17 protein-coding genes and 1 pseudogene are annotated in these 19,450 nt (G+C 72.6%); 13 read left to right on the forward strand and 5 right to left on the reverse strand.

From position 1 onward, the window contains the following. Nucleotides 1–81 precede the first annotated feature (81 nt). The 5 genes from AC5WRT_RS21460 to AC5WRT_RS21480 are packed head-to-tail and all read left to right on the forward strand — an operon-like array spanning nt 82 to nt 5,825. Nucleotides 82–2,907 carry a bifunctional acetate--CoA ligase family protein/GNAT family N-acetyltransferase gene (locus AC5WRT_RS21460; RefSeq protein ID WP_496095023.1) on the forward strand — a complete coding sequence of 942 codons (2,826 nt, stop codon included), beginning with the start codon at nt 82–84 and terminating at the stop codon, nt 2,905–2,907. An 18-nt stretch (nt 2,908–2,925) separates the two neighbouring features. Beyond that, nucleotides 2,926–3,339 carry a hypothetical protein gene (locus AC5WRT_RS21465; protein WP_496100507.1) on the forward strand — a complete coding sequence of 138 codons (414 nt, stop codon included), beginning with the start codon at nt 2,926–2,928 and terminating at the stop codon, nt 3,337–3,339. A 1-nt stretch (nt 3,340) separates the two neighbouring features. Further along, nucleotides 3,341–3,937, forward strand: a complete 597-nt coding sequence (locus AC5WRT_RS21470; protein WP_496095021.1) for a DUF5998 family protein — start codon at nt 3,341–3,343, stop codon at nt 3,935–3,937. Beyond that, the gene (locus AC5WRT_RS21475) at nt 3,937–5,127 is read left to right on the forward strand and encodes an alkaline phosphatase family protein (protein WP_496095020.1); all 1,191 of its coding nucleotides are present in this window, start codon (nt 3,937–3,939) and stop codon (nt 5,125–5,127) included. The genes AC5WRT_RS21470 and AC5WRT_RS21475 overlap by 1 nt, the downstream gene beginning before the upstream one ends. Nucleotides 5,128–5,174: 47 nt before the next feature. Beyond that, nucleotides 5,175–5,825, forward strand: a complete 651-nt coding sequence (locus tag AC5WRT_RS21480; RefSeq protein WP_496095019.1) for a thymidine kinase — start codon at nt 5,175–5,177, stop codon at nt 5,823–5,825. Between the two features lie 234 nt (nt 5,826–6,059). Here the strand turns inward: AC5WRT_RS21480 and AC5WRT_RS21485 are convergent, their stop codons facing one another. After that, the gene (locus AC5WRT_RS21485; RefSeq protein ID WP_496095018.1) at nt 6,060–6,851 is read right to left on the reverse strand and encodes a VOC family protein; all 792 of its coding nucleotides are present in this window, start codon (nt 6,849–6,851) and stop codon (nt 6,060–6,062) included. A 319-nt stretch (nt 6,852–7,170) separates the two neighbouring features. On the opposite strand from AC5WRT_RS21485, the gene AC5WRT_RS21490 reads away from it, so the two are divergent. After that, entirely contained in the window at nt 7,171–8,022 is an 852-nt protein-coding gene (locus AC5WRT_RS21490) for a sulfurtransferase (protein WP_496095017.1), read from the forward strand. A gap of 166 nt (nt 8,023–8,188) precedes the next feature. Here the strand turns inward: AC5WRT_RS21490 and sepH are convergent, their stop codons facing one another. Continuing rightward, the gene (gene sepH / locus AC5WRT_RS21495; protein WP_496095016.1) at nt 8,189–9,229 is read right to left on the reverse strand and encodes a septation protein SepH; all 1,041 of its coding nucleotides are present in this window, start codon (nt 9,227–9,229) and stop codon (nt 8,189–8,191) included. Nucleotides 9,230–9,709: 480 nt separating this feature from the next. Here sepH and AC5WRT_RS21500 point away from each other — a divergent pair, with 480 nt between their 5' ends. Then, nucleotides 9,710–10,438 carry a hypothetical protein gene (locus tag AC5WRT_RS21500; protein ID WP_496100508.1) on the forward strand — a complete coding sequence of 243 codons (729 nt, stop codon included), beginning with the start codon at nt 9,710–9,712 and terminating at the stop codon, nt 10,436–10,438. Here the strand turns inward: AC5WRT_RS21500 and AC5WRT_RS21505 are convergent. Beyond that, nucleotides 10,362–11,681, reverse strand: coding sequence for a D-arabinono-1,4-lactone oxidase (locus tag AC5WRT_RS21505; RefSeq protein WP_496095014.1), 1,320 nt, complete (start codon nt 11,679–11,681; stop codon nt 10,362–10,364). The two genes, AC5WRT_RS21500 and AC5WRT_RS21505, sit on opposite strands and share 77 nt — an antisense overlap. Then, nucleotides 11,641–12,878: pseudogene (locus tag AC5WRT_RS21510) on the reverse strand (MFS transporter). The gene AC5WRT_RS21505 and the pseudogene AC5WRT_RS21510 overlap by 41 nt, the downstream one beginning before the upstream one ends. Nucleotides 12,879–13,049: 171 nt before the next feature. On the opposite strand from AC5WRT_RS21510, the gene AC5WRT_RS21515 reads away from it, so the two are divergent. Both AC5WRT_RS21515 and AC5WRT_RS21520 read left to right on the forward strand, forming a co-directional pair. Continuing rightward, nucleotides 13,050–14,177 carry a ferrochelatase gene (locus AC5WRT_RS21515; protein ID WP_496095013.1) on the forward strand — a complete coding sequence of 376 codons (1,128 nt, stop codon included), beginning with the start codon at nt 13,050–13,052 and terminating at the stop codon, nt 14,175–14,177. Between the two features lie 8 nt (nt 14,178–14,185). Beyond that, entirely contained in the window at nt 14,186–15,001 is an 816-nt protein-coding gene (locus AC5WRT_RS21520) for an inositol monophosphatase family protein (RefSeq protein ID WP_496095012.1), read from the forward strand. Between the two features lie 85 nt (nt 15,002–15,086). On the opposite strand, the gene AC5WRT_RS21525 is transcribed toward AC5WRT_RS21520, so the two are convergent. Next, nucleotides 15,087–15,260, reverse strand: coding sequence for a hypothetical protein (locus tag AC5WRT_RS21525; RefSeq protein ID WP_023546087.1), 174 nt, complete (start codon nt 15,258–15,260; stop codon nt 15,087–15,089). A 420-nt stretch (nt 15,261–15,680) separates the two neighbouring features. On the opposite strand from AC5WRT_RS21525, the gene AC5WRT_RS21530 reads away from it, so the two are divergent. The 4 genes from AC5WRT_RS21530 (at nt 15,681) to AC5WRT_RS21545 (ending at nt 19,278) form a co-directional block, all read left to right on the forward strand. Next, nucleotides 15,681–16,334: a response regulator transcription factor gene (locus AC5WRT_RS21530; RefSeq protein WP_031165802.1), complete on the forward strand. Its 654-nt coding sequence runs from the start codon at nt 15,681–15,683 to the stop codon at nt 16,332–16,334. Nucleotides 16,335–16,340: 6 nt separating this feature from the next. Next, complete coding sequence (locus tag AC5WRT_RS21535; protein WP_496095011.1) at nt 16,341–17,588, forward strand: sensor histidine kinase; 1,248 nt, start codon at nt 16,341–16,343, stop codon at nt 17,586–17,588. Between the two features lie 426 nt (nt 17,589–18,014). Continuing rightward, a complete protein-coding gene (locus tag AC5WRT_RS21540) occupies nt 18,015–18,311 on the forward strand; it encodes a DUF4193 domain-containing protein (RefSeq protein ID WP_053655247.1) in 297 nt (98 codons plus the stop codon). 13 nt (nt 18,312–18,324) lie between these two features. Next, complete coding sequence (locus AC5WRT_RS21545; protein ID WP_496095010.1) at nt 18,325–19,278, forward strand: hypothetical protein; 954 nt, start codon at nt 18,325–18,327, stop codon at nt 19,276–19,278. Nucleotides 19,279–19,450: the final 172 nt, after the last annotated feature.

Here is a 19,450-nt window from a genome sequence, read left to right on the forward strand (position 1 = left end):
GGACCGCGGCCTCGGTCCGACGTGTCGTCCTCCACAGACTGCCCTGCGCCGTTGTCGGACGCGAGCCGTACTCTGGGGCCCATGCAGACCTCGGCGGACCGGAAGGACCGGCACCAGTACCCCGCTCACTGGGAGGCGGACGTGGTGCTGCGCGACGGTGGCACCGCACGCATCAGGCCCATCACCGTTGATGACGCCGACCGCCTGGTCAGCTTCTACGAGCAGGTCTCGGACGAGTCGAAGTACTACCGCTTCTTCGCGCCGTACCCCAGGCTCTCCGCCAAGGACGTCCACCGCTTCACGCACCACGACTTTGTGGACCGGGTGGGACTCGCGGCCACCATCGGCGGCGAGTTCATCGCCACCGTACGCTATGACCGCATCGGCGCCGACGGTGCGCCGGCGTCCGCACCCGCCGACGAGGCCGAGGTCGCCTTCCTGGTGCAGGACGCCCATCAGGGCCGCGGGGTCGCCTCCGCCCTGCTGGAACACATCGCCGCGGTCGCCCGCGAGCGCGGCATCCGCCGCTTCACCGCGGAGGTGCTGCCCGCCAACACCAAGATGATCAAGGTGTTCACGGACGCCGGCTACACCCAGAAGCGCAGCTTCGAGGACGGCGTGGTCCGCCTGGAGTTCGACCTCGAGCCCACCGACCGCTCCCTCGCGGTGCAACGCGCGCGTGAGCAACGCGCCGAGGCCCGTTCGGTGCGGCGGCTGCTCAGGCCCGGCTCCGTGGCGGTCGTCGGCGTCGGCCGCGCCGCAGGCGGGGTCGGCCGCAGCGTGCTCGGCAACCTCAGGGACGCCGGCTACGGCGGCCGGCTGTACGCCGTGAACAAGGCCTTCCCGGAGAACGTCGCCGAGGTCGACGGGGTGCCGGCGTACCGGTGCGTGCGCGACATCGGCGAGCACGTGGACCTCGCCGTGGTCGCCGTACCCGCCGAGCACGTGCCCGCCGTGGTCGCGGAGTGCGGAGTACACGGAGTGCAGGGGCTCGTCGTGCTCTCCGCGGGATACGCCGAGAGCGGGTCCGACGGGCGCGAGCGGCAACGGGCGCTCGTGCGGCAGGCGCGCGCGTACGGCATGCGGATCATCGGGCCCAACGCCTTCGGGATCATCAACACCGCGCCGGACGTGCGGCTGAACGCCTCCCTCGCCCCGGAGATGCCGCGCCCCGGCCGCATCGGGATGTTCGCCCAGTCCGGTGCCATCGGCATCGCCCTGCTGTCCCGGCTGCACCGGCGCGGCGGAGGGGTCACCGGGGTCACCGGTGTGTCCACCTTCGTGTCCGCGGGCAACCGCGCGGACGTCTCCGGCAACGACGTCCTCCAGTACTGGTACGACGACCCGGAGACCGACGTCGCCCTCATGTACCTGGAGTCCATCGGCAACCCGCGCAAGTTCACCCGCCTCGCGCGGCGGACGGCGGCGGTGAAACCACTGGTCGTGGTGCAGGGGGTCGGCTCCGCGCCGCAGGGACACGCGGTGCGCGCCACCCGGCTGCCGCACGCCACCGTCTCCGCGCTGCTGCGTCAGGCCGGAGTGATCCGGGTCGACACGATCACCGAACTGGTCGACACGGGCCTGCTGCTCGCCCGGCAGCCGCTGCCGGCCGGGCCCCGGGTGGCGATCCTCGGCAACTCCGAGTCGCTGGGCGTGCTGACGTACGACCGGTGTCTGGCGGAGGGACTGCGGCCGTCGCGTCCGCTGGACCTGACGACCGGGGCGACGGCGGAGGACTTCCACGGCGCGCTGGCACGGGCCTTGGCGGACGACACGAACGACGCCGTCGTCGTCACGGCGATCCCCGCCATCGGGGAGGCGTCGCCCAGGGACGCGGAGCTGGCCGAGGCGCTGCGGTCGGCCGCGGCGGCAGTGCCGGGAAAGCCGGTGCTGGTGGTGCACGTGGAGCTGGGGGGACTTGCGGAAGCGTTGTCGGCTGCGGCCAGTACGGCACCGCAGGCCGCTGAGAAGGCGCCCGGCGGCGAGGGCCTGTCCTTTCGCCCCGCGGAACGACTGCCCGCCGCGGGACCACCCCCGGAGGGCACCCATCTCATCCCCGCCTACCCGGCCGCCGAACGCGCCGTGCGGGCCCTTGCCGAGGCCGTCAGGTACGGGCAGTGGCGGCGGGAGGCCCTGGACCCCGGGAAGGTGCCCGAGTACGAGGACATCGACGAGAAGGGCGCAGCGCGACTGATCGACGAGCTGCTCATGCGGGGTGAAGGGCTCACGATCTCCGACGCGGAGACCTGCGAACTGCTCGGCAGGTACGGCATCCCGGTGCGGCGCGCCCTGCCCGCGCCCACCCCCGACGCCGCAGCCGAAGCCGCCCGCACCCTCGGCTACCCGGTGGCACTCAAGGCCACCGCCCCGCATCTCAGGCACCGCGCCGACCTCGGCGGCGTACGCCTCGACCTCGCGGACGAGGAGCAACTGCGCCGGGCGTACGCCGAGTTGACCGAGCTGTTCGGGAAGCCGGAGGAGCTGCGGCCGGTGGTGCAGGGCATGGCGCCGCGCGGTGTCGACACCGTCGTACGGGCCGTGATCGATCCGGCGGCCGGGGCCGTGCTGTCCTTCGGGCTCGCCGGAGCCGCCTCCCAGCTCCTCGGTGACATGGCGCACCGGCTCGTGCCGGTCACCGACCGGGAGGCGACCTCGCTGGTGCGCTCGATCCGTACGGCACCGCTGCTGTTCGGCTGGCGCGGCTCCACGCCCGTCGACACCCCGGCACTGGAGGAGCTGCTGCTACGGGTGTCCCGGCTGGTCGACGATCACCCGGAGGTGGTCGCCGTCACCCTGGAGCCGGTCGTCGTCGCCCCGCACGGCGTCAGCGTCCTCGGCGCCACGCTACGGCTGGCACCGCCGCCGGCCCGCGACGACCTCGGCCCGCGCACGATGCCGGCCTACTGAGCGGGAGAGGGGGACCGCATGGAGATCGCCGTCCGCGGGCCGGACGAGGGCAGCCCGCGGGACCGGGAAGTGATCGGCCGGGACGCGGGGGAGCTGCGGCGCGCCGCCGGACACGACCTCACCTGCCACCACGGCCTGGCGGCCGGCTTCGCCGCCCCGTACGTCGCGTCACACCCGGTCGCCTTCCAGGACCGCGTCCTCCGTGCGGCCACGGCCGAGGAGACGGCACGGCTCGTGCGCGCCCTCGGCGAGGCAGCGGCCCTCGTGGGCGCGTTCGAAGCGGAGGCCGACGGTCCGGATCCTCTCTCGTGCCTGATCGCCGCCGAGCGGCTCGAGGCCCGCCAGGGAGCCCTTCGCAGGCGGCCGGGCACGCGTGCGAAGCCCGCCCCCGGTCTGCGCGACTGTCCCGGACCGCCCTTGCCCACGGATTAGGATGGACGCCATGGCCAAGACCAGTACGACGACCCAGGGGCTGCGCGCGGCGATCGAGCGCAGCGGCTACTACCCGGCCCTCGTGGCCGAGGCGGTGGAGGCCGCTGTGGGCGGCGAGCCCATCCGGTCGTACCTGGTCCACCAGGAGACCACCTTCGACCAGAACGAGGTGCGCCGGCACGTGACCGTGCTGGTCCTCACCGGCAACCGCTTCATCGTCAGCCACACCGACGAGCAGGCCGCCGACAGCACCTCCCCGACGCCGTACGCCACCACCTCCACCGAGTCGGTGAAGCTGGAGCGGATCTCCTCCGTCGTGGTGAGCCGCGTCGTGGCGAACCCGGAGCAGTACACCCCGGGCACCCTGCCCCGCGAGGTCGTGCTGACCATCGGCTGGGGCGCGGTCAGCCGCATCGACCTGGAGCCCGCCGCCTGCGGCGACCCCAACTGCGACGCCGACCACGGCTACACGGGCAACTCCACGGCGGACGACCTCAGCCTGCGCGTCAGCGAGGCCGGGGACGGACCGGAGACGGTGCGCGAGGCGCTCGCCTTCGCCCAGGCCGTCTCGGAGGCGACCGCGGACATCAGCCGCTGATGTCCCAGCTCTCCGCCTGGGACCACCCGGAACCGCTCGCCCTGGACACCGCGCCGCTGCCCGAGTACGGCAGCGGCTCTCTCGCCGACCTGCTGCCCACCGTGGCCGCGGGCATGGGCGTCCCCGGGCTGACCGCCACGATTCCGGAACTGGCCGCGGCCGACCGGGTCTGCGTCCTCCTCATAGACGGCCTCGGCTGGGAGCAGCTGCGGGCGCACGCCGACGGGGCTCCCTTCCTGGCCTCGTTGCTCGGTACCTCGCGCGGCGGCACCGGCCGCCCGCTGACCGCCGGCTACCCGGCCACCACCGCGGTCTCCCTCGCCTCCGTCGGCACCGGGCTGCCCCCCGGCCTGCACGGCCTGCCCGGCTACGCCGTGCGCAACCCGGCCACCGGCGAGCTGATGAACCAGCTCCGCTGGCAGCCGTACACCGATCCGCGCGCCTGGCAGCCGTACCCCACCGTCTTCGAGCTGGCCCACCGGGCCGGGGTGCACGCCGCTCAGGTGACCTCGCCCGCCTTCCAGCACACCCCGCTCACCCAGGTCGCGCTCAGCGGCGGCACCTTCCACGGACGGCTCAGCGGCGAGGAGCGCATGGACCTCGCGGCGGAGCAACTGGCCGCCGGGGACCGCGCGCTGGTCTACGCGTACTACTCCGAGCTGGACGGCGCGGGGCACCGCTACGGCGTCGCCTCCGACACCTGGCGCGGCCAGCTGATGTACGTCGACCGGCTCGCCCAGCGCCTGGCCGAGCAACTGCCGCCGCGCAGCGCGCTGTACGTCACCGCCGACCACGGCATGGTCGACATCCCCTTCGACGACGAGCACCGCCTCGACTTCGACACGGACTGGGAGCTGCGCGCCGGGGTCGCCCTGCTGGGCGGTGAGGGCCGGGCGCGGCACGTGTACGCGGTGCCGGGCGCCGAGGACGACGTGCTGACCGTCTGGCGCGAGGTGCTCGGCGAGCAGTTCTGGGTGGCCTCGCGGGACGAGGCGATCGCGGCGGGGTGGTTCGGGCCGCACATCGACGAGCGGGTGTACGCGCGGCTCGGGGACGTGGTCGCGGCCGCGCACGACGACGTCCTGATCATCGCGTCGGAGCGGGAGCCCAAGGAGTCCGCGCTGGTCGGCAACCACGGCTCGATGACGCCCGCCGAACAGCTGGTCCCGCTGCTCGAAGTACGCTCCTGACACTCCCGTCCCCTGAAGACCTCTCACCGAAAGGTGCGCAACTCCTCATGCCCGAGCTGGTGTTCTTCTCCGGAACGATGGACTGCGGGAAGTCGACGCTGGCTCTGCAGATCGAGCACAACCGCTCCGCGCGCGGCCTCGTCGGCATGATCTTCACGCGCAACGACCGCGCGGGCGAGGGCAAGCTGTCCTCCCGGCTCGGGCTGGTCACCGACGCGGTGGAGGTGGCCGACGACCAGGACCTGTACGCCTCCCTGGTGGACCACCTCTCGCAGGGCCGCCGGGCCGACTACGTGATCGCGGACGAGGCCCAGTTCCTCTCGCCCGAGCAGATCGACCAGCTCGCGCGCGTGGTGGACGATCTGGGCCTGGACGTGTACGCCTTCGGGATCACCACCGACTTCCGCTCCAAGCTCTTCCCCGGCTCGCAGCGGCTGGTGGAGCTGGCCGACCGCATCGAGGTGCTCCAGGTGGAGGCGCTGTGCTGGTGCGGCGCCCGCGCCACGCACAACGCCCGCACGATAGGCGGCGAGATGGTGGTCGAGGGCGCCCAGGTGGTCGTCGGAGACGTGGACCAGTCGACGGGCGAGGTGGGCTACGAGGTGCTGTGCCGCCGCCACCACCGCCGCAGGATGACGGCCGCGACGGCCCGCGCGGCGACTCTGGCCCCGGACGTCCTGCCGGTCTCCCCGTCCTGAGGCCGACCGTCTGCCGGCCGTCCGTGGGCCGTCCGGCCCGACGCGATCCGGCCCCGCTCGTGGGTCCGTCCGGCCGCCGTAGCCGGGCTCGTCCGGGGCGTACGCGGTCTGCCGATGCCGATGCCGTCCGTGCCCGCGTCGCCGAGCCCCGTCCCAGCCCGTGCAGGGCCCCGGGCCGGTTCGACGCGCCCCCGAGGCACCGCCGGGACCGGGCCGCCCCGCCCCGCGGGGCGCTCAGTGCGGGTTCGCGACCACCGAGAACTCCGCGCCCTCCGGATCCGCCACCGTGGCCACGCGGCCGTGGGGGCTGTCCTGCGGCTGCCGGACGATGCGGCCGCCCAGCTCGGCGACCTGCCGTACCGCCGCGTCGGCGTCGGCGACCTCGAAGTACGTCTGCCAGTGCGATCCGCGGTCGCGGGGCAGCGCGTGGCCGACGCCGTGGAGACCGGCGACCGGGCGGCCGTCGAGGTGGAGCGTCACGTAGTCGAAGTCGGCCGAGACCACCGGTTCCCTTTCGTATCCGAACAGGGTCGCGTAGAACTTGGCGACGCTCTCCGTCTCGAAGGTCACCAGTTCGTTCCACGCGGGCGTGCCGGGCACTCCCGTGATCGTGGTACCGAGGTGAGCTGCGCACTGCCAGATGCCGAACACCGCCCCGGAGGGATCCGCGGCGATGGCCATCCGCCCGGCCTCGGCGGCGTCCAGCGGCCCGACCGCCACCGTGCCGCCGCATTCCCGCACCATGTCGGCCGTCAGATCCACGTCGTCCGAGGCGAGATAGGGCGTCCAGGCGATCGGCAGCCGGCGGTCCGGCGGCAGCTGGCCCATGCCCGCCACCTCGTGGTCGTCCAGCAGCGCCCGCACATACGGGCCGAGCTGCTGCGGGCCCGGCCGGAACTCCCAGCCGAACAGCTCACCGTAGAACTCCTCGGTGGCGGCCAGCCCGTGCGCCATCAGGCTCACCCAGCAGGGCGTGCCGGGCGCGCGCCCCGTGTGCGGGCCGGCCGCCTCCCGTGCCTCGGTCATCGATCACTCTCTCCCCGGCCCCTCGTGGTGGCCGTGTCGCTTCCGTTTCCCGGAAGGGGGTCCACGCCGGCGCCGGGTACGCCCGTGCCGGTGCCCGCATCCTCCACGCCGGGACGGGCCGTGGCGCGCCGCCGCTCGGCGACGCCCCCCGGGAGGATGCCCGGTCTGCCGTCTTCGCCGCTTCCTGACGATGGCCGGCGGATGTCCGCCGGGTGTACAGCACGTGCTCGATCCCGTACGCCACGTGATCGAGCGCGCCCGGCCGAGCAGAGTAGCCGGACCTGGACGCCGCGGCCACCCCTGGCGTATGCATGGCGCCATGACAGCCATCATCACCGCAACCGATCTCGCACGTGAGTCGACCGGGGACCGCCCTCCGGTGCTGCTGGACGTGCGCTGGCAGCTGAGCCTGGCGAAGGCGGAGGGCGCGCCGGCCTTCGACGGGCGGGCCGAGTATGCCGCCGGGCACGTCCCGGGCGCGGTCTTCGTGGACCTGGACCGGGAGTTGGCGGGCGAGCCGGGGCAGAACGGCCGGCATCCGCTGCCGGACCTCGAGGAGTTCGGTGCCGCGATGCGCCGTGCGGGCGTCTCGGCCGGGCGGCCGGTCGTCGTGTACGACGGCGGCCAGGGCTGGGCGGCGGCGCGCGCCTGGTGGTTGCTGCGCTGGACGGGTCACCCGGACGTGCGGGTCCTCGACGGCGGGTTGCCGTCCTGGCAGGGCGAACTGTCCTCCGAGCTGCCTGAGCCCGCCGAGGGAGACTTCCGGCCCGAGCCGGCCGTCTCCGGGCTGCTGGACGCCGACGGAGCCGCCGCCCTGGCCCGTTCGGGTGTGCTGCTGGACGCGCGTGCGGGGGAGCGCTACCGCGGCGAGGTGGAGCCGATCGACCGGGCCGGCGGCCACATCCCGGGCGCGGTGTCCGCGCCGACCACGGAGAACGTGGGCCCCGACGGCCGCTTCCTGCCGGCGGCGGAGCTGCGGGACCGCTTCAAGGCCCTGGGCGTGTCCGGGGACACCGAGGTGGGCGTGTACTGCGGCTCGGGCGTCTCCGGCGCCCATGAGGTCCTGGCGCTCGCCGTGGCGGGCATTGCGGCGGACCTGTACGTCGGTTCGTGGTCCGAGTGGTCCTCCGACCCGAACCGTCCGGTGGCGGTGGGCGCGGACCCGCAGTAGCGGGCGAGGACACCGCACCACGCCCGAGAACCCCCACGACGCGGCACGCGCGCGTGCACCCGGGAGCGGAGGCACGCACGTGTGCGGCGGGAGGCGCGTACGCACGCGTGCAGCCGGAAGCGGGGACACGCGCGCGTGCCCCCGCTGTCCGTTTCCGTACGGCCGGTTACTCCTGCTTCTTGCGGCGCGTGCCGAAGACGATCTCGTCCCAGCTCGGCACGGCGGCGCGGCGGCCCGGGCGGACGCCGTCCGCCTCGGCCTGGCGGTCGGTGGCGCCGATGAGCCGGTCCCGATGGCTGCCCACGGAGCGGGGCATGAGGACGTCCGCGTAGGCCGAACCGGCCGAGGCGGCGGGGGCCGGCGGCTCCTCGGCGGCCGGTTCGCCGTCGGGCTCCTCCGGCGTCTCCGCCGGGCGCTCCGGGACGACCAGGTCGCCCCGGAAGCTCGGTACCGCCTCCAGCAGGCTGGTCAGCGAGTCGCGTTCGCCCGTGCTCTCCTCGGCGGGCTCGGACGACTGCGCGGGCAGACTCGGCCGCTCCCGGTCGCTCCGGTCGAGCGCGCGGTCCATCGAACGCTCGCGCGGCAGGCGGGCGATGCGCGGCACGAACGGGAAGCTCGGCTCGGGTACGGCGAGGTCGTCGGACTCGCCGATGAGCGAGCGCGCCTCCTCGTCCACGGCCTGCACGAGCCGCCGGGGTGGGTCGTACGTCCAGCTCGCCGAGTGCGGTTCGCCGGCGACCCGGTAGACGAGGAGCACTTCCCAGGTGCCGTCGTCGCGGCGCCACGAGTCCCACTGCACGGTGTCCTTCTCGGCGCCGCGCAGCAGCAGCCGCTCCTGCACGGCCTCGCCGAGCAGCGGTCCGGAGTTCTCACCGGGTCGGCGGACCGGGGTCTTGCGGGCGCGCTCGGCCATGAAGGCGCGCTCGGCGAGCACGGGGCCCTCGAACCGCCGCACCCGGTCCACGGGAATGCCGGCGAGCTGCGCGACCTCTTCCGCGGTGGCACCTGCGCGTATCCGCGCCTGGATGTCACGGGGGCGCAGATGGCTCTCGACCTCGATCTCGATCTGGCCGAGCCGGGGCCGGTCGCCGCGCACGGCGGCGCGCAGACGTTCGTCGATCGGAAGGGTGTACTCCGTTGCGTCGGCAGCCTTCAGCACCAGCCGTGTGCCGTCATTCGAGACGGCCACGACACGCAGTTCGGGCATGGGGACCTCCCGGGTGGTGCCTGCCGACGTCACGTGCGTCGCTGCTTCCGCTAGTCGAGTGTGGCCTGCCCGGGTGCAGCCTGCCACAACCTTGCCGAGTTGCCCGGCGTGTCGGGCACGGGCCCTGGGCCGCCGTTATGGCACGGTTACCTGTTCGCAACGCTAAGTGACCAAATCCGTCACCCTGTGCAACCAGCCCCCTCCCGGCGGTCCTGCAAGGCCGCGGACACCCTGGTGGGGGACCGGACCCAGGGCTCGCAACAGTACTCCATTTGGACCATGTGCGTGGATGGACGCGCCGCCCAACTTATGGCAACGCTCGCGAGGTGGCCGTCGGCAACCGGGATTGCGGATCATGGGCGTGGCGAACTTCACGTAACCCCCAGAAACGGAACCAATCGTTCCTGTCGCGCGTCCCTCTCTTGTGCGTTCGGTGGGCCGATGTCGATCAAGTATGCGAAAGGCAGGCACGTTCCGGGTATGCGTGAAACGGCCGACGCGGGTCGCAAACGGGTCGACCTGAGCGTCCCCCAGGTCACGGGCAGTGCCCTGGCGGCCGTCGTGGCGGCCGAACTCGCGTCGTACTTCGGGGTGTACGGCACGATCCTCGGCGCGGGAGCCGTCAGCGTCGTCGCCACCTGCGGGGCCACGCTCTTCCAGCACGTCCTCAGCAGGACCGGGGAGCAGTTGCGGGAGGCGACGGTCGCGGCCCGGCCCAGGGAGCAGGTCCCGCGGGCTCCGGGCGAGTTCACCGAGGGCACGGTCCACCGGGCTCGGGTGAGGGGCCGGCGGCGGCCGGTCGTCGCGGCCGCCGTCGTGTTCGGCGTGACCATGGGCGGCATCACGACGTACGAGCTGGCGTCCGGTGACAGCTTCAGCGGCGGTCCGGACACGACGGTCGGTGACGCCGTCACCGGCCGGGGCTCGTCCTCCGCCCCGTCCGACGTGCCCGCCAGGTCCGGGGTGATGCCGACCCTCTCCGGCGCACCGTCCCACGGGAGCGCGCCCGCCGCCGGCGGCGGCACGGCCGGCAGCGCGACGCCGACGCCCGGCGACTCTGCGAGCGGGGAGCCCGGCGACGTCCCGGGCCGGTCCTCCGCGACCCCCGCCCCCGGCGACTCCGCCCCGGCGCCTACGGCCCCAGAACCCTCCGCAAGTAGTCGTTCTGGAACAGCCGTTCCGGGTCAAGACGGTCCCTCAATGCGGTGAACTCGCCGAAGCGCGGGTAGACGCGCCCGAAGTACTCGGCGTCCCGGGTGTGCACCTTGCCCCAGTGCGGCCGGCCTTCATGGGCGGTGAAGATCTGCTCGGCAGCGGTGAAGTAGGCCTGGTACGGAGTGCCCCGGAACATGTGGACGGCGATGTAGGCGCTGTCCCGGCCGCAGGCGGTGGACAGGGTGATGTCGTCGGCCGGGGCGGTGCGCACCTCGACGGGGAAGCTGACCCGCAGCCCGGAGCGGTCGACCATGGACTTCAGCTCGCGCAGTGTGTCCACCAGGGCCGCGCGTGGGACGGCGTACTCCATCTCCACGAAACGCACCCGGCGCGGCGAGGTGAAGACCTTGTAGGGGATGTCCGTGTACGTCCGTGCGGACAGGGCCCTGCTGGAGATCCGCGCGATGGCCGGAACGGAGGCCGGGGCGGCGCGGCCCACCCACTGGGCCACCTGGAAGACGCCGTTGGAGAGGAACTCGTCCTCGAACCAGCCGGTCAGCTGCCCCACGGGCTGCTCGGGGCCGGCGCTGCGGTTGTTCCGCTTGGTGTTGGTGTTGCCGGTGTGCGGGAACCAGTAGAACTCGAAGTGCTCGTTCTCCGCCCACAGTTGATCGAACTCGGCGAGGACCCGGTCGAGGGGCATCGGCTCCTCGCGGGCGGTGAGCAGGAAGAGCGGCTCCACGGCGAAGGTGATCGCGGTGACGATCCCGAGGGCGCCGAGGCCTATTCGGGCGGCCGCGAAGACCTCCGGGTTCTCCTTCTCGGAGCAGGTGAGCACCGAGCCGTCCGCCGTGACCAGCTCAAGTCCCTTGATCTGGGCGGCGATCGAGGCCGACGCACGGCCCGTGCCATGGGTGCCGGTGCTGGTGGCCCCGGAGACGGTCTGCTCCATGATGTCGCCCATGTTGGTGAGCGACAGACCTTCGCGTGCGAGGGCCGCGTTGAGCCGCTTGAGCGGGGTGCCGGCCTCCACCGTGACCGTCATGGCGTCCCGGTCGACGGCGCGGATGCCGGTCAGCAGGTGAGGGCGGACCAGCACACCGTCGGTGGCCGCGATCGACGTGAAGGAGTGGCCGGTGCCGACCGCCTTCACCTTCAGGCCGTCCTCGGCGGCCCGGCGCACCGCCGCAGCCAGCTCCTCCACCGACGCAGGCGCGACCTGCCGGGCGGGCCGGGCCGACACAGTGCCGCCCCAGTTACGCCAGGTGCCGTTCTTCCCGCTCGCTGTGCTGCTCAACGGTGCCTCCCCGACCCGCGGCCGGCCTGGGCAGCCGGCGGTACCCGAGGAAACCGACCGCGACCGCGACGGCCCCGGACACGGCCGGAACCCCGTACCCGGCCCGCGCCCCGGCCGCGTCGATCGCCGAGCCGGCCACGGACGAGCCGAGCGCCACGCCGACCGCGAGGCCGGTGCTCACCCAGGTCGTTCCCTCGGTGAGCTGTGCGCGAGGTACGTGCTCTTCGACGAGGGACATCGTGGTGATCATCGTCGGTGCGATGGACAGCCCCGCAACGAACAGCGCCACGGCCAGAAGCGGCAGGTTTCCGACCAGTAGGAGGGGGATCATACTCACGGCCATCGCCGTCACGCCCAGCAGCCAGCGACGTTCCGCCGCCCCGGCCGGGCGCAGCAGCCCGAAGACCACCCCCGCGACGCCGGAACCTGCCGCGTACAGCGCGGGGACCACGCTCGCGGCGCCCTTGTGGCCGCGCTCGTCGGCGAAGGCGACGGTGACCACGTCCACCGACCCGAAGATCGCGCCGGTCGCCGCGAAGGTCGCCACCGGCACCCGGAGCCCGGCCGAGCGCAGGGCCGTGCCGCCGCCGGAGCGCTCGCGCGGGTGCGGTTGCGGCTCGGTGCCGCGCTGGGCGGTGAGCCAGAGGACTCCGGCGGCCGGGAAGCAGGCGGCGAGCAGCGGCCCGGCCTCCGGGAACCAGGCCGTCGACAGCCCGATCGAGACCATCGGCCCGAAGACGAAGCAGATCTCGTCGACGACCGACTCGAACGAGTATGCGGTGTGCAGCCTCTCGGTGCCCCGGTACAGCGCCGCCCAGCGGGCCCGGACCATCGGGCCGAGGCTCGGCACCGAGCCGATCCCGGCCGCGCACGCGAACGGCACCCAGTCCGGCCACGTCAGATGTGCGGCCGGCGGCAGACCGGCCGCCGCGGCGAGGGCCACCAGGGTCGCGGGGTGCAGCACCCGGCGCTGCCCGTGCCGGTCGACCAGCCGGGAGGTCTGCGGCCCGATCACCGCGGCGGCCGGCGCGATGGTGGCCGGCAGCGCGCCCGCGAGCCCGTACCGCCCGGTCAGCCGGGAGACCATCGTGACCACGCCGATGCCCATCATCGACAGCGGCATCGGCCGAGGAATCCCGCGGCGGAGGACGCCTTGGTGCCGGGTTCGGTGAACAGGGCTCTGCAGGGGCTGGGCACGGGGTCTCCGAAGCGGCGTGGTAAGGCGCGAACGCGGTGATACGGCTTACGAGTGAGGGCGTCCTCATGGCACTTGGTTTGGCTGCGTGAAAAACCGCCATGAACCGGTTGGAACCCGACTCGTCACCCCACGGTTCCCCGGCTGTCGGTACCGGGTGGCAGGATCGAGTCATGCCAGACGCGCTCGATGCCACTCCCTACGACGCCCTGCTCCTGCTCTCCTTCGGCGGTCCCGAAGGCCCGGACGACGTGGTCCCGTTCCTGGAGAACGTCACCCGCGGGCGCGGCATCCCGAAGGAACGCCTGAAGGAAGTCGGGCAGCACTACTTCCTGTTCGGCGGGGTCAGCCCCATCAACGCCCAGAACCGCGCCCTGCTGGACGCCCTGCGCAAGGACTTCGCCGGGCACGGACTGGACCTGCCGGTCTACTGGGGCAACCGCAACTGGGCGCCGTATCTGACGGACACCCTGCGCGAGATGGTGGCCGACGGCCGCCGCCGCGTCCTGGTGCTCGCCACCAGCGCCTACGCCTCCTACTCCGGCTGCCGCCAGTACCGCGAGAACCTCGCCGACGCGCTGGCCGCGCTCGAGGCCGAGGGCCTGCCGCTGCCGAAGATCGACAAGCTGCGGCACTACTTCAACCACCCCGGCTTCGTCGAGCCCATGATCGACGGCGTGCTGCGCTCCCTCGCCGACCTCCCCGAGGACGTCCGCGCGGGCGCCCACATCGCCTTCACCACCCACTCCATCCCGACCTCGGCCGCCGACACCTCCGGCCCGGCCGAGGCTCATGGCGAGGGCGGCGCCTACGTCGAGCAGCACCTGGACGTGGCCCAGCTGATCGCCGACGCCGTCCGCGAGCGCACCGGCGTCGACCACCCCTGGCGGCTCGTCTACCAGTCCCGCTCCGGCGCCCCGCACATCCCGTGGCTGGAGCCGGACATCTGCGACCACCTGGAGGAGCAGCACGCGGCGGGCGTCCCGGCCGTCGTGATGGCGCCCATCGGCTTCGTCTCCGACCACATGGAGGTCCTCTACGACCTCGACACGGAGGCCAGGGCCAAGGCGGAGGAGCTGGGCCTGCCGGTGCGCCGCTCGGACACCGTCGGCGCCGACCCGCGATTCGCCGCCGCCGTCCGAGACCTGATCATGGAGCGCGCCGCCGTCGAGCGCGGCGGGCAGGTCACGCCCTGCGCCCTGGGCGCCCTCGGCCCGAGCCACCACGTCTGCCCGGCCGGCTGCTGCCCGGCCCGCGCCCCGCGCCCGGCCGCCGCCGGCGCCGACAGTCCCTACGCGTGAGGAGACCCGTGACCGACCCCCTGCACCGGGAACTGCTGGAACTGGCCCGGGAGGCCGCCCGCCGCGCCGGTGACCTGCTGCGGGACGGCAGACCGGCCGACCTCGCCGTGGCGAGGACCAAGTCCAGCCCGATCGACGTCGTCACCGAGATGGACATCGCGGCGGAGAAGCTGATCACCGATCTGATCTCCGGACACCGCCCCGACGACGGCTTCCTCGGCGAGGAGGGCGCGTCCGTGGTGGGTGCCAGCGGCGTCCGCTGGGTGATCGACCCGCTCGACGGCACGGTGAACTACCTGTACGGCCTGCCGACCTGGGCGGTGTCCGTCGCCGCCGAGCAGGACGGCGAGACGGTCGTCGGGGTGGTCGTGGCTCCGCTGCGCGGCGAGACGTACCACGCCGTGCGCGGAGGCGGGGCATGGGCGACCGGCGCGTGGGACGGCGAGAGGGCGCTCACCTGCCGTCCCGCGCCCCCGCTGGACCAGGCCCTGGTCTCCACCGGCTTCAACTACGTCACCGAGGTCCGCACCCACCAGGCCGAGATCGCCGCCCGGCTGATCCCGCTGCTGCGGGACATCCGGCGCGGTGGCTCGGCGGCGGTCGACCTGTGCGATCTGGCCTGCGGCCGGCTCGACGGGTACTACGAGCGGGGCCTCAACGTGTGGGACTTCGCGGCGGGCGACCTCATCGCCCGTGAGGCGGGCGCGCTGGTCGGTGGGCGGCCCGGAGAGGGACCGTCACGGGACCTGACCGTCGCCGGGTCACCGGGGGTCTTCGAGCCTCTCCAGCGGCTCCTGGAGGACTTCGGGGCCTGGCACGACTGACCCGGGAGCGCGGTGCCGGCGAACACGGACAGGCCCCCCGGCGCTGGATTCGCCGGGGGGCCTCCCGATTGCGCATTCGGGCCGATCAGACGCGTGACGCGCCGACCTCCACACCGTGTTCGGCGGCGAGGCGTCGCAGGTCGTCGAGCTCTGCCTGCTCCACTTCGACGAGGAAGTCGTCACCCTCGTCACGAGCCCGCGACAGGTCGGACTCGGTCGCCCTTATGCGCTGCAGAAGTCCTGCGGTGAAAGCGTCCATGCTGCGCCCCCTCGTCCTGGGTCGTGGGTCGGTGGCACGGGGGTGTGCCTGGTTGGGAAAGGGCGATCACGTCTCTCGCAGGTGCCCAGCAGCGCTGCCCTGCCGGGCGGCGACGGTGCCGGACACCCGCGACCGCTCCGCGGAAGCGGATCGCGAAGTACCGCATGGTGCTGCGTTACATGCAGAGCGTGATCGCGGGGTGTAAAGCCGTCCTCCCCCTGCTCCCTCATCCGGAAACCTCAACCCGAGGAGAAATTCTCGTATTCCCGCGCCGCGGCGCCGATCCGTACGGTCCGCAACCCGCCTTACAGCCGACTTACGGCCGAAAAGGGCAGGATGGAGGTCACACCCCACGCACACCCCTGCCCGCACGCGCCCACGGCGCCGCTCCGCGGGCGGACATGAGGAAGGACAAGCGACGTGCGCGTACTCGTCGTCGAGGACGAGCAGCTGCTCGCCGATGCGGTGGCCACCGGACTGCGCCGGGAGGCCATGGCCGTCGACGTCGTGTACGACGGTGCGGCCGCCCTGGAGCGCATCGGCGTCAACGACTACGACGTGGTCGTCCTCGACCGCGACCTCCCGCTGGTGCACGGCGACGACGTCTGCCGCAAGATCGTCGAGCTGGGCATGCCCACGCGCGTGCTCATGCTCACCGCCTCCGGCGACGTCAGCGACCGGGTGGAGGGCCTGGAGATCGGCGCCGACGACTATCTGCCCAAGCCCTTCGCCTTCAGCGAGCTGATCGCGCGCGTGCGCGCCCTCGGCCGCCGTACGAGCGTTCCCCTGCCGCCGGTCCTGGAGCGCGCCGGCATCAAGCTGGACCCGAACCGCCGCGAGGTCTTCCGCGACGGCAAGGAGATCCAGCTCGCCCCCAAGGAGTTCGCGGTGCTGGAGGTGCTCATGCGCAGCGAGGGCGCCGTCGTCTCGGCCGAGCAGTTGCTGGAGAAGGCCTGGGACGAGAACACCGACCCGTTCACCAACGTCGTGCGCGTGACCGTGATGACCCTGCGGCGCAAGCTGGGCGAGCCGCCGGTGATCGTCACCGTCCCCGGCTCCGGCTACCGGATCTGATCCGCGATGGCCGCCACCCCCGCGCCGCCGCAGGCCCCCCCGAAGCCCACCTGGGACCCCCGAAGGCCGCAGCCCCCCTTCCCGTGGCTGCGCCCGACCATCCGCATACGGCTCACGCTGCTGTACGGCGGCATGTTCCTGATCGCCGGCATCCTGCTGCTGTCGATCATCTACCTGCTGGCCGCGCAGGCGATCAGCACGGGCAACCAGCCGCTGTTCAAGATCGTGAGCGGTACGGCCATCCGGGTCTCCAGCGACAACTGCCCCGCGATCAACACCACCAGCCTGCCCCTGTCGGAGTTCAACGACGCGATCGCCCACTGCGTCGACCAGCAGCGCCAGGCCGCCCTGGACGACCTGCTCAGCCGTTCGCTGCTGGCCCTGCTGGGCCTCGCCGTGATCGCCTTCGCGTTCGGTTACGCGATGGCCGGCCGCGTGCTGTCCCCGCTCGGCCGGATCACCCGCACAGCCCGCCAGGTGGCCGGTTCCGACCTGTCCCGCCGGATCGAGCTGGACGGCCCGGACGACGAGCTGAAGGAGCTGGCGGACACCTTCGACGACATGCTGGAGCGGCTTCAGCGGGCCTTCACCGCCCAGCAGCGCTTCGTCGGCAACGCCTCGCACGAACTGCGCACCCCGCTCGCGATCAACAGAACGCTGCTCGAGGTGCACCTGTCCGATCCCGACGCGCCGGTGGAGCTGCAGCAGCTCGGCAAGACCCTGCTGGCCACCAACGAGCGCAGCGAGCAACTGGTCGAGGGCCTGCTGCTGCTCGCGCGCAGCGACAACCAGATCGTCGAGCGCAAACCCGTCGACCTGGCGGAGGTCGCCACCCAGGCCGTCGACCAGGTGCGCACCGAGGCCGACGCCAAGGGCGTGAAGATCCGCGGCGAGCGCAAGCCGGTCGTGGTGCAGGGCAACGGCGTACTGCTGGAGCGGATCGCGCTGAACCTCGTGCAGAACGCGGTGCGGTACAACGTGCCCGAGGACGGCTGGGTCCAGGTGGACACGGAGGTCCAGCACGGACAGGCGGTGCTGACCGTCACGAACTCCGGGCCGGTGGTTCCGGCGTACGAGATCGACAACCTCTTCGAGCCCTTCAGGCGGCTCCGCACGGAGCGCACGGGCAGCGACAAGGGGGTGGGCCTCGGCCTGTCCATCGCCCGGTCCGTGGCCCGGGCGCACGGCGGACACATCGGGGCGCAGCCCCGCGAGGGCGGTGGTCTGGTGATGAGAGTCACCCTTCCGCTGTGATCCTCGGCGGGACCGCCTGACCGGGCTGCGCGGGCCCGGGCCGACACACGCGGAGGATGTTCGCTGCACGCGGAATTTCCCAGCCGCCGAATGGGCTTCCTCTTGTGTGATCGATCACATGGACGGATTTTCGGACATGTACTCTCTGTGATCATGAAACATGACGGAAAGCCGGGAAAGTCCTGGTTTTCAGGGCTCCTGATCACGGGAAGTACACGGTGAGGCGCCTTTGAGGCGCGACATTGGGACCGTGTACGGTCCTCACCGCCATCCAAGCCGATCACTCTTGAGGGGTCGGGTTGGGTGTCGATTGAGTAACAGACCTTGATGTGAGGCAAAATCTCCGCCTCAGGTCGGGCACAAGTCCGGCCTCTCACGCGTTACGTGCGCTGGAGACACCGCAAACACCCAGAGGGGGAGAGCGATATGGCAACCGACTACGACACTCCACGCAAGACCGACGACGACGTCGACTCGGACAGCCTTGAAGAGCTGAAGGCCCGGCGGAACGACAAGACCACCTCCTCGGTGGACGTCGACGAGTTCGAGGCCGCCGAAGGTCTTGAACTGCCCGGCGCCGACCTCTCGAACGAGGAGCTGGCCGTCCGGGTGCTGCCGAAGCAGCAGGACGAGTTCACGTGCATGAGCTGCTTCCTGGTGCACCACCGCAGCCAGCTGGCCCGGGAGAAGAACGGCCAGCCGATCTGCCGCGACTGCGACTGAGGTCGGGTCGGCCGTGTCTGGCTCGACCCCTCCTCGGAAGCGCCGCTTCTCCCCGGAGAAAGCGGACGAAGGGCCGTCCGACGGCCCGCACGGCGCGCGTGAGGACGAGCGGGGCGCACCCGGAGTGGTGGCCCCGCTCGAACCGGCGAACGACGGGGTGGACCACCCGGCGCCGCTGCGCACCCCTGCGCCCGTCGCTCGGCTGGGAGTCCCCCCGACCGGAACGGAGTCGAGGACTCGGGGGAGGGTCGCGGCGATGGGCGGCAAGGCCCGGGAGCTGACCCGGGAGGGGGTCCGCAGGGGCGGCAGCCGAGCCCGCGCGGGCCTGGCTCACCTCGCGGACCGGATCATCGAGATCGCCCCGCGTGTCCCCGTGCGCGACCTTGCGACCCTGCGCCGGCAGTTCCCGGGCATCGGACCCGAAGAACTCGCCGACAAGCTGGTGGCGGGCGCGATGGCCGGAACCTCGACGATCGGGGCCGGCATCGGAGCGGTGGCGATGCTGCCCGTGCCGCCGGCCATGCCGACCGAACTGGCCGCGGAGATCACCGGGGTCGCCGCGATCGAACTGAAGCTCATCGCCGAACTGCACGAGGTCTACGGCGTACGGCCGCCGGGAAGCCTCAGGATCCGCAGCACCGCGTATCTGTCCTCCTGGTCGGGGGAGCGCGGGGTCGACGTGCTGAAGCCGTCGACGTACGACTCGGCCCTCGGCGGCCATATGAAGCGCCGACTGCACCAGCAGATCATGAAGCGTGTGGTCCGGGATCTTCCCAACCTCATGCCGTTCATGGTGGGCGCCGCGGTCGGGGCGGTCGTCAACCGCCGGGACACCAAGCGGCTCGCCGCCCGCGTCCGGGCCGACCTGCGCAAGATCCAGGTCCCCTGGGAGGAGCTGGAGGAGCTTCCGCCGCTGGAGAGGCCTGCGGAGCCCCTGGACCTGCGCGACCTCCCCGGAGAGCTCTAGGGCGTGTTTCGAAAGTCCCGTCTGGTCCGCGTCGCCTGGCACGGCACCTCGCCGCGTTGTCGGGATCGTCCCCGTACGCCCGGTACGAGGACGACCCTCCGCCTCGCGATGCACCGCACCAGACGCCGCGGACCCCGCCCTCCGGGCGGACGACGCCACTTTCGAAACACGC

The organism is Streptomyces sp. NTD91 (assembly GCF_059510455.1).

Bases quoted from the DNA above. Each gene is read 5' to 3' on its own strand.
- AC5WRT_RS21475 (WP_496095020.1), top strand. From the start codon at position 3,937: ATGTCCCAGCTCTCCGCCTGGGACCACCCGGAACCGCTCGCCCTGGAC.
- AC5WRT_RS21535 (WP_496095011.1), top strand. From the start codon at position 16,341: ATGGCCGCCACCCCCGCGCCGCCGCAGGCCCCCCCGAAGCCCACCTGG.
- AC5WRT_RS21470 (WP_496095021.1), top strand. From the start codon at position 3,341: ATGGACGCCATGGCCAAGACCAGTACGACGACCCAGGGGCTGCGCGCG.
- AC5WRT_RS21465 (WP_496100507.1), top strand. From the start codon at position 2,926: ATGGAGATCGCCGTCCGCGGGCCGGACGAGGGCAGCCCGCGGGACCGG.
- AC5WRT_RS21460 (WP_496095023.1), top strand. From the start codon at position 82: ATGCAGACCTCGGCGGACCGGAAGGACCGGCACCAGTACCCCGCTCAC.
- AC5WRT_RS21480 (WP_496095019.1), top strand. From the start codon at position 5,175: ATGCCCGAGCTGGTGTTCTTCTCCGGAACGATGGACTGCGGGAAGTCG.
- AC5WRT_RS21490 (WP_496095017.1), top strand. From the start codon at position 7,171: ATGACAGCCATCATCACCGCAACCGATCTCGCACGTGAGTCGACCGGG.
- AC5WRT_RS21525 (WP_023546087.1), bottom strand. From the start codon at position 15,260: ATGGACGCTTTCACCGCAGGACTTCTGCAGCGCATAAGGGCGACCGAG.
- sepH (WP_496095016.1), bottom strand. From the start codon at position 9,229: ATGCCCGAACTGCGTGTCGTGGCCGTCTCGAATGACGGCACACGGCTG.
- AC5WRT_RS21500 (WP_496100508.1), top strand. From the start codon at position 9,710: ATGCGTGAAACGGCCGACGCGGGTCGCAAACGGGTCGACCTGAGCGTC.
- AC5WRT_RS21515 (WP_496095013.1), top strand. From the start codon at position 13,050: ATGCCAGACGCGCTCGATGCCACTCCCTACGACGCCCTGCTCCTGCTC.
- AC5WRT_RS21540 (WP_053655247.1), top strand. From the start codon at position 18,015: ATGGCAACCGACTACGACACTCCACGCAAGACCGACGACGACGTCGAC.
- AC5WRT_RS21485 (WP_496095018.1), bottom strand. From the start codon at position 6,851: ATGACCGAGGCACGGGAGGCGGCCGGCCCGCACACGGGGCGCGCGCCC.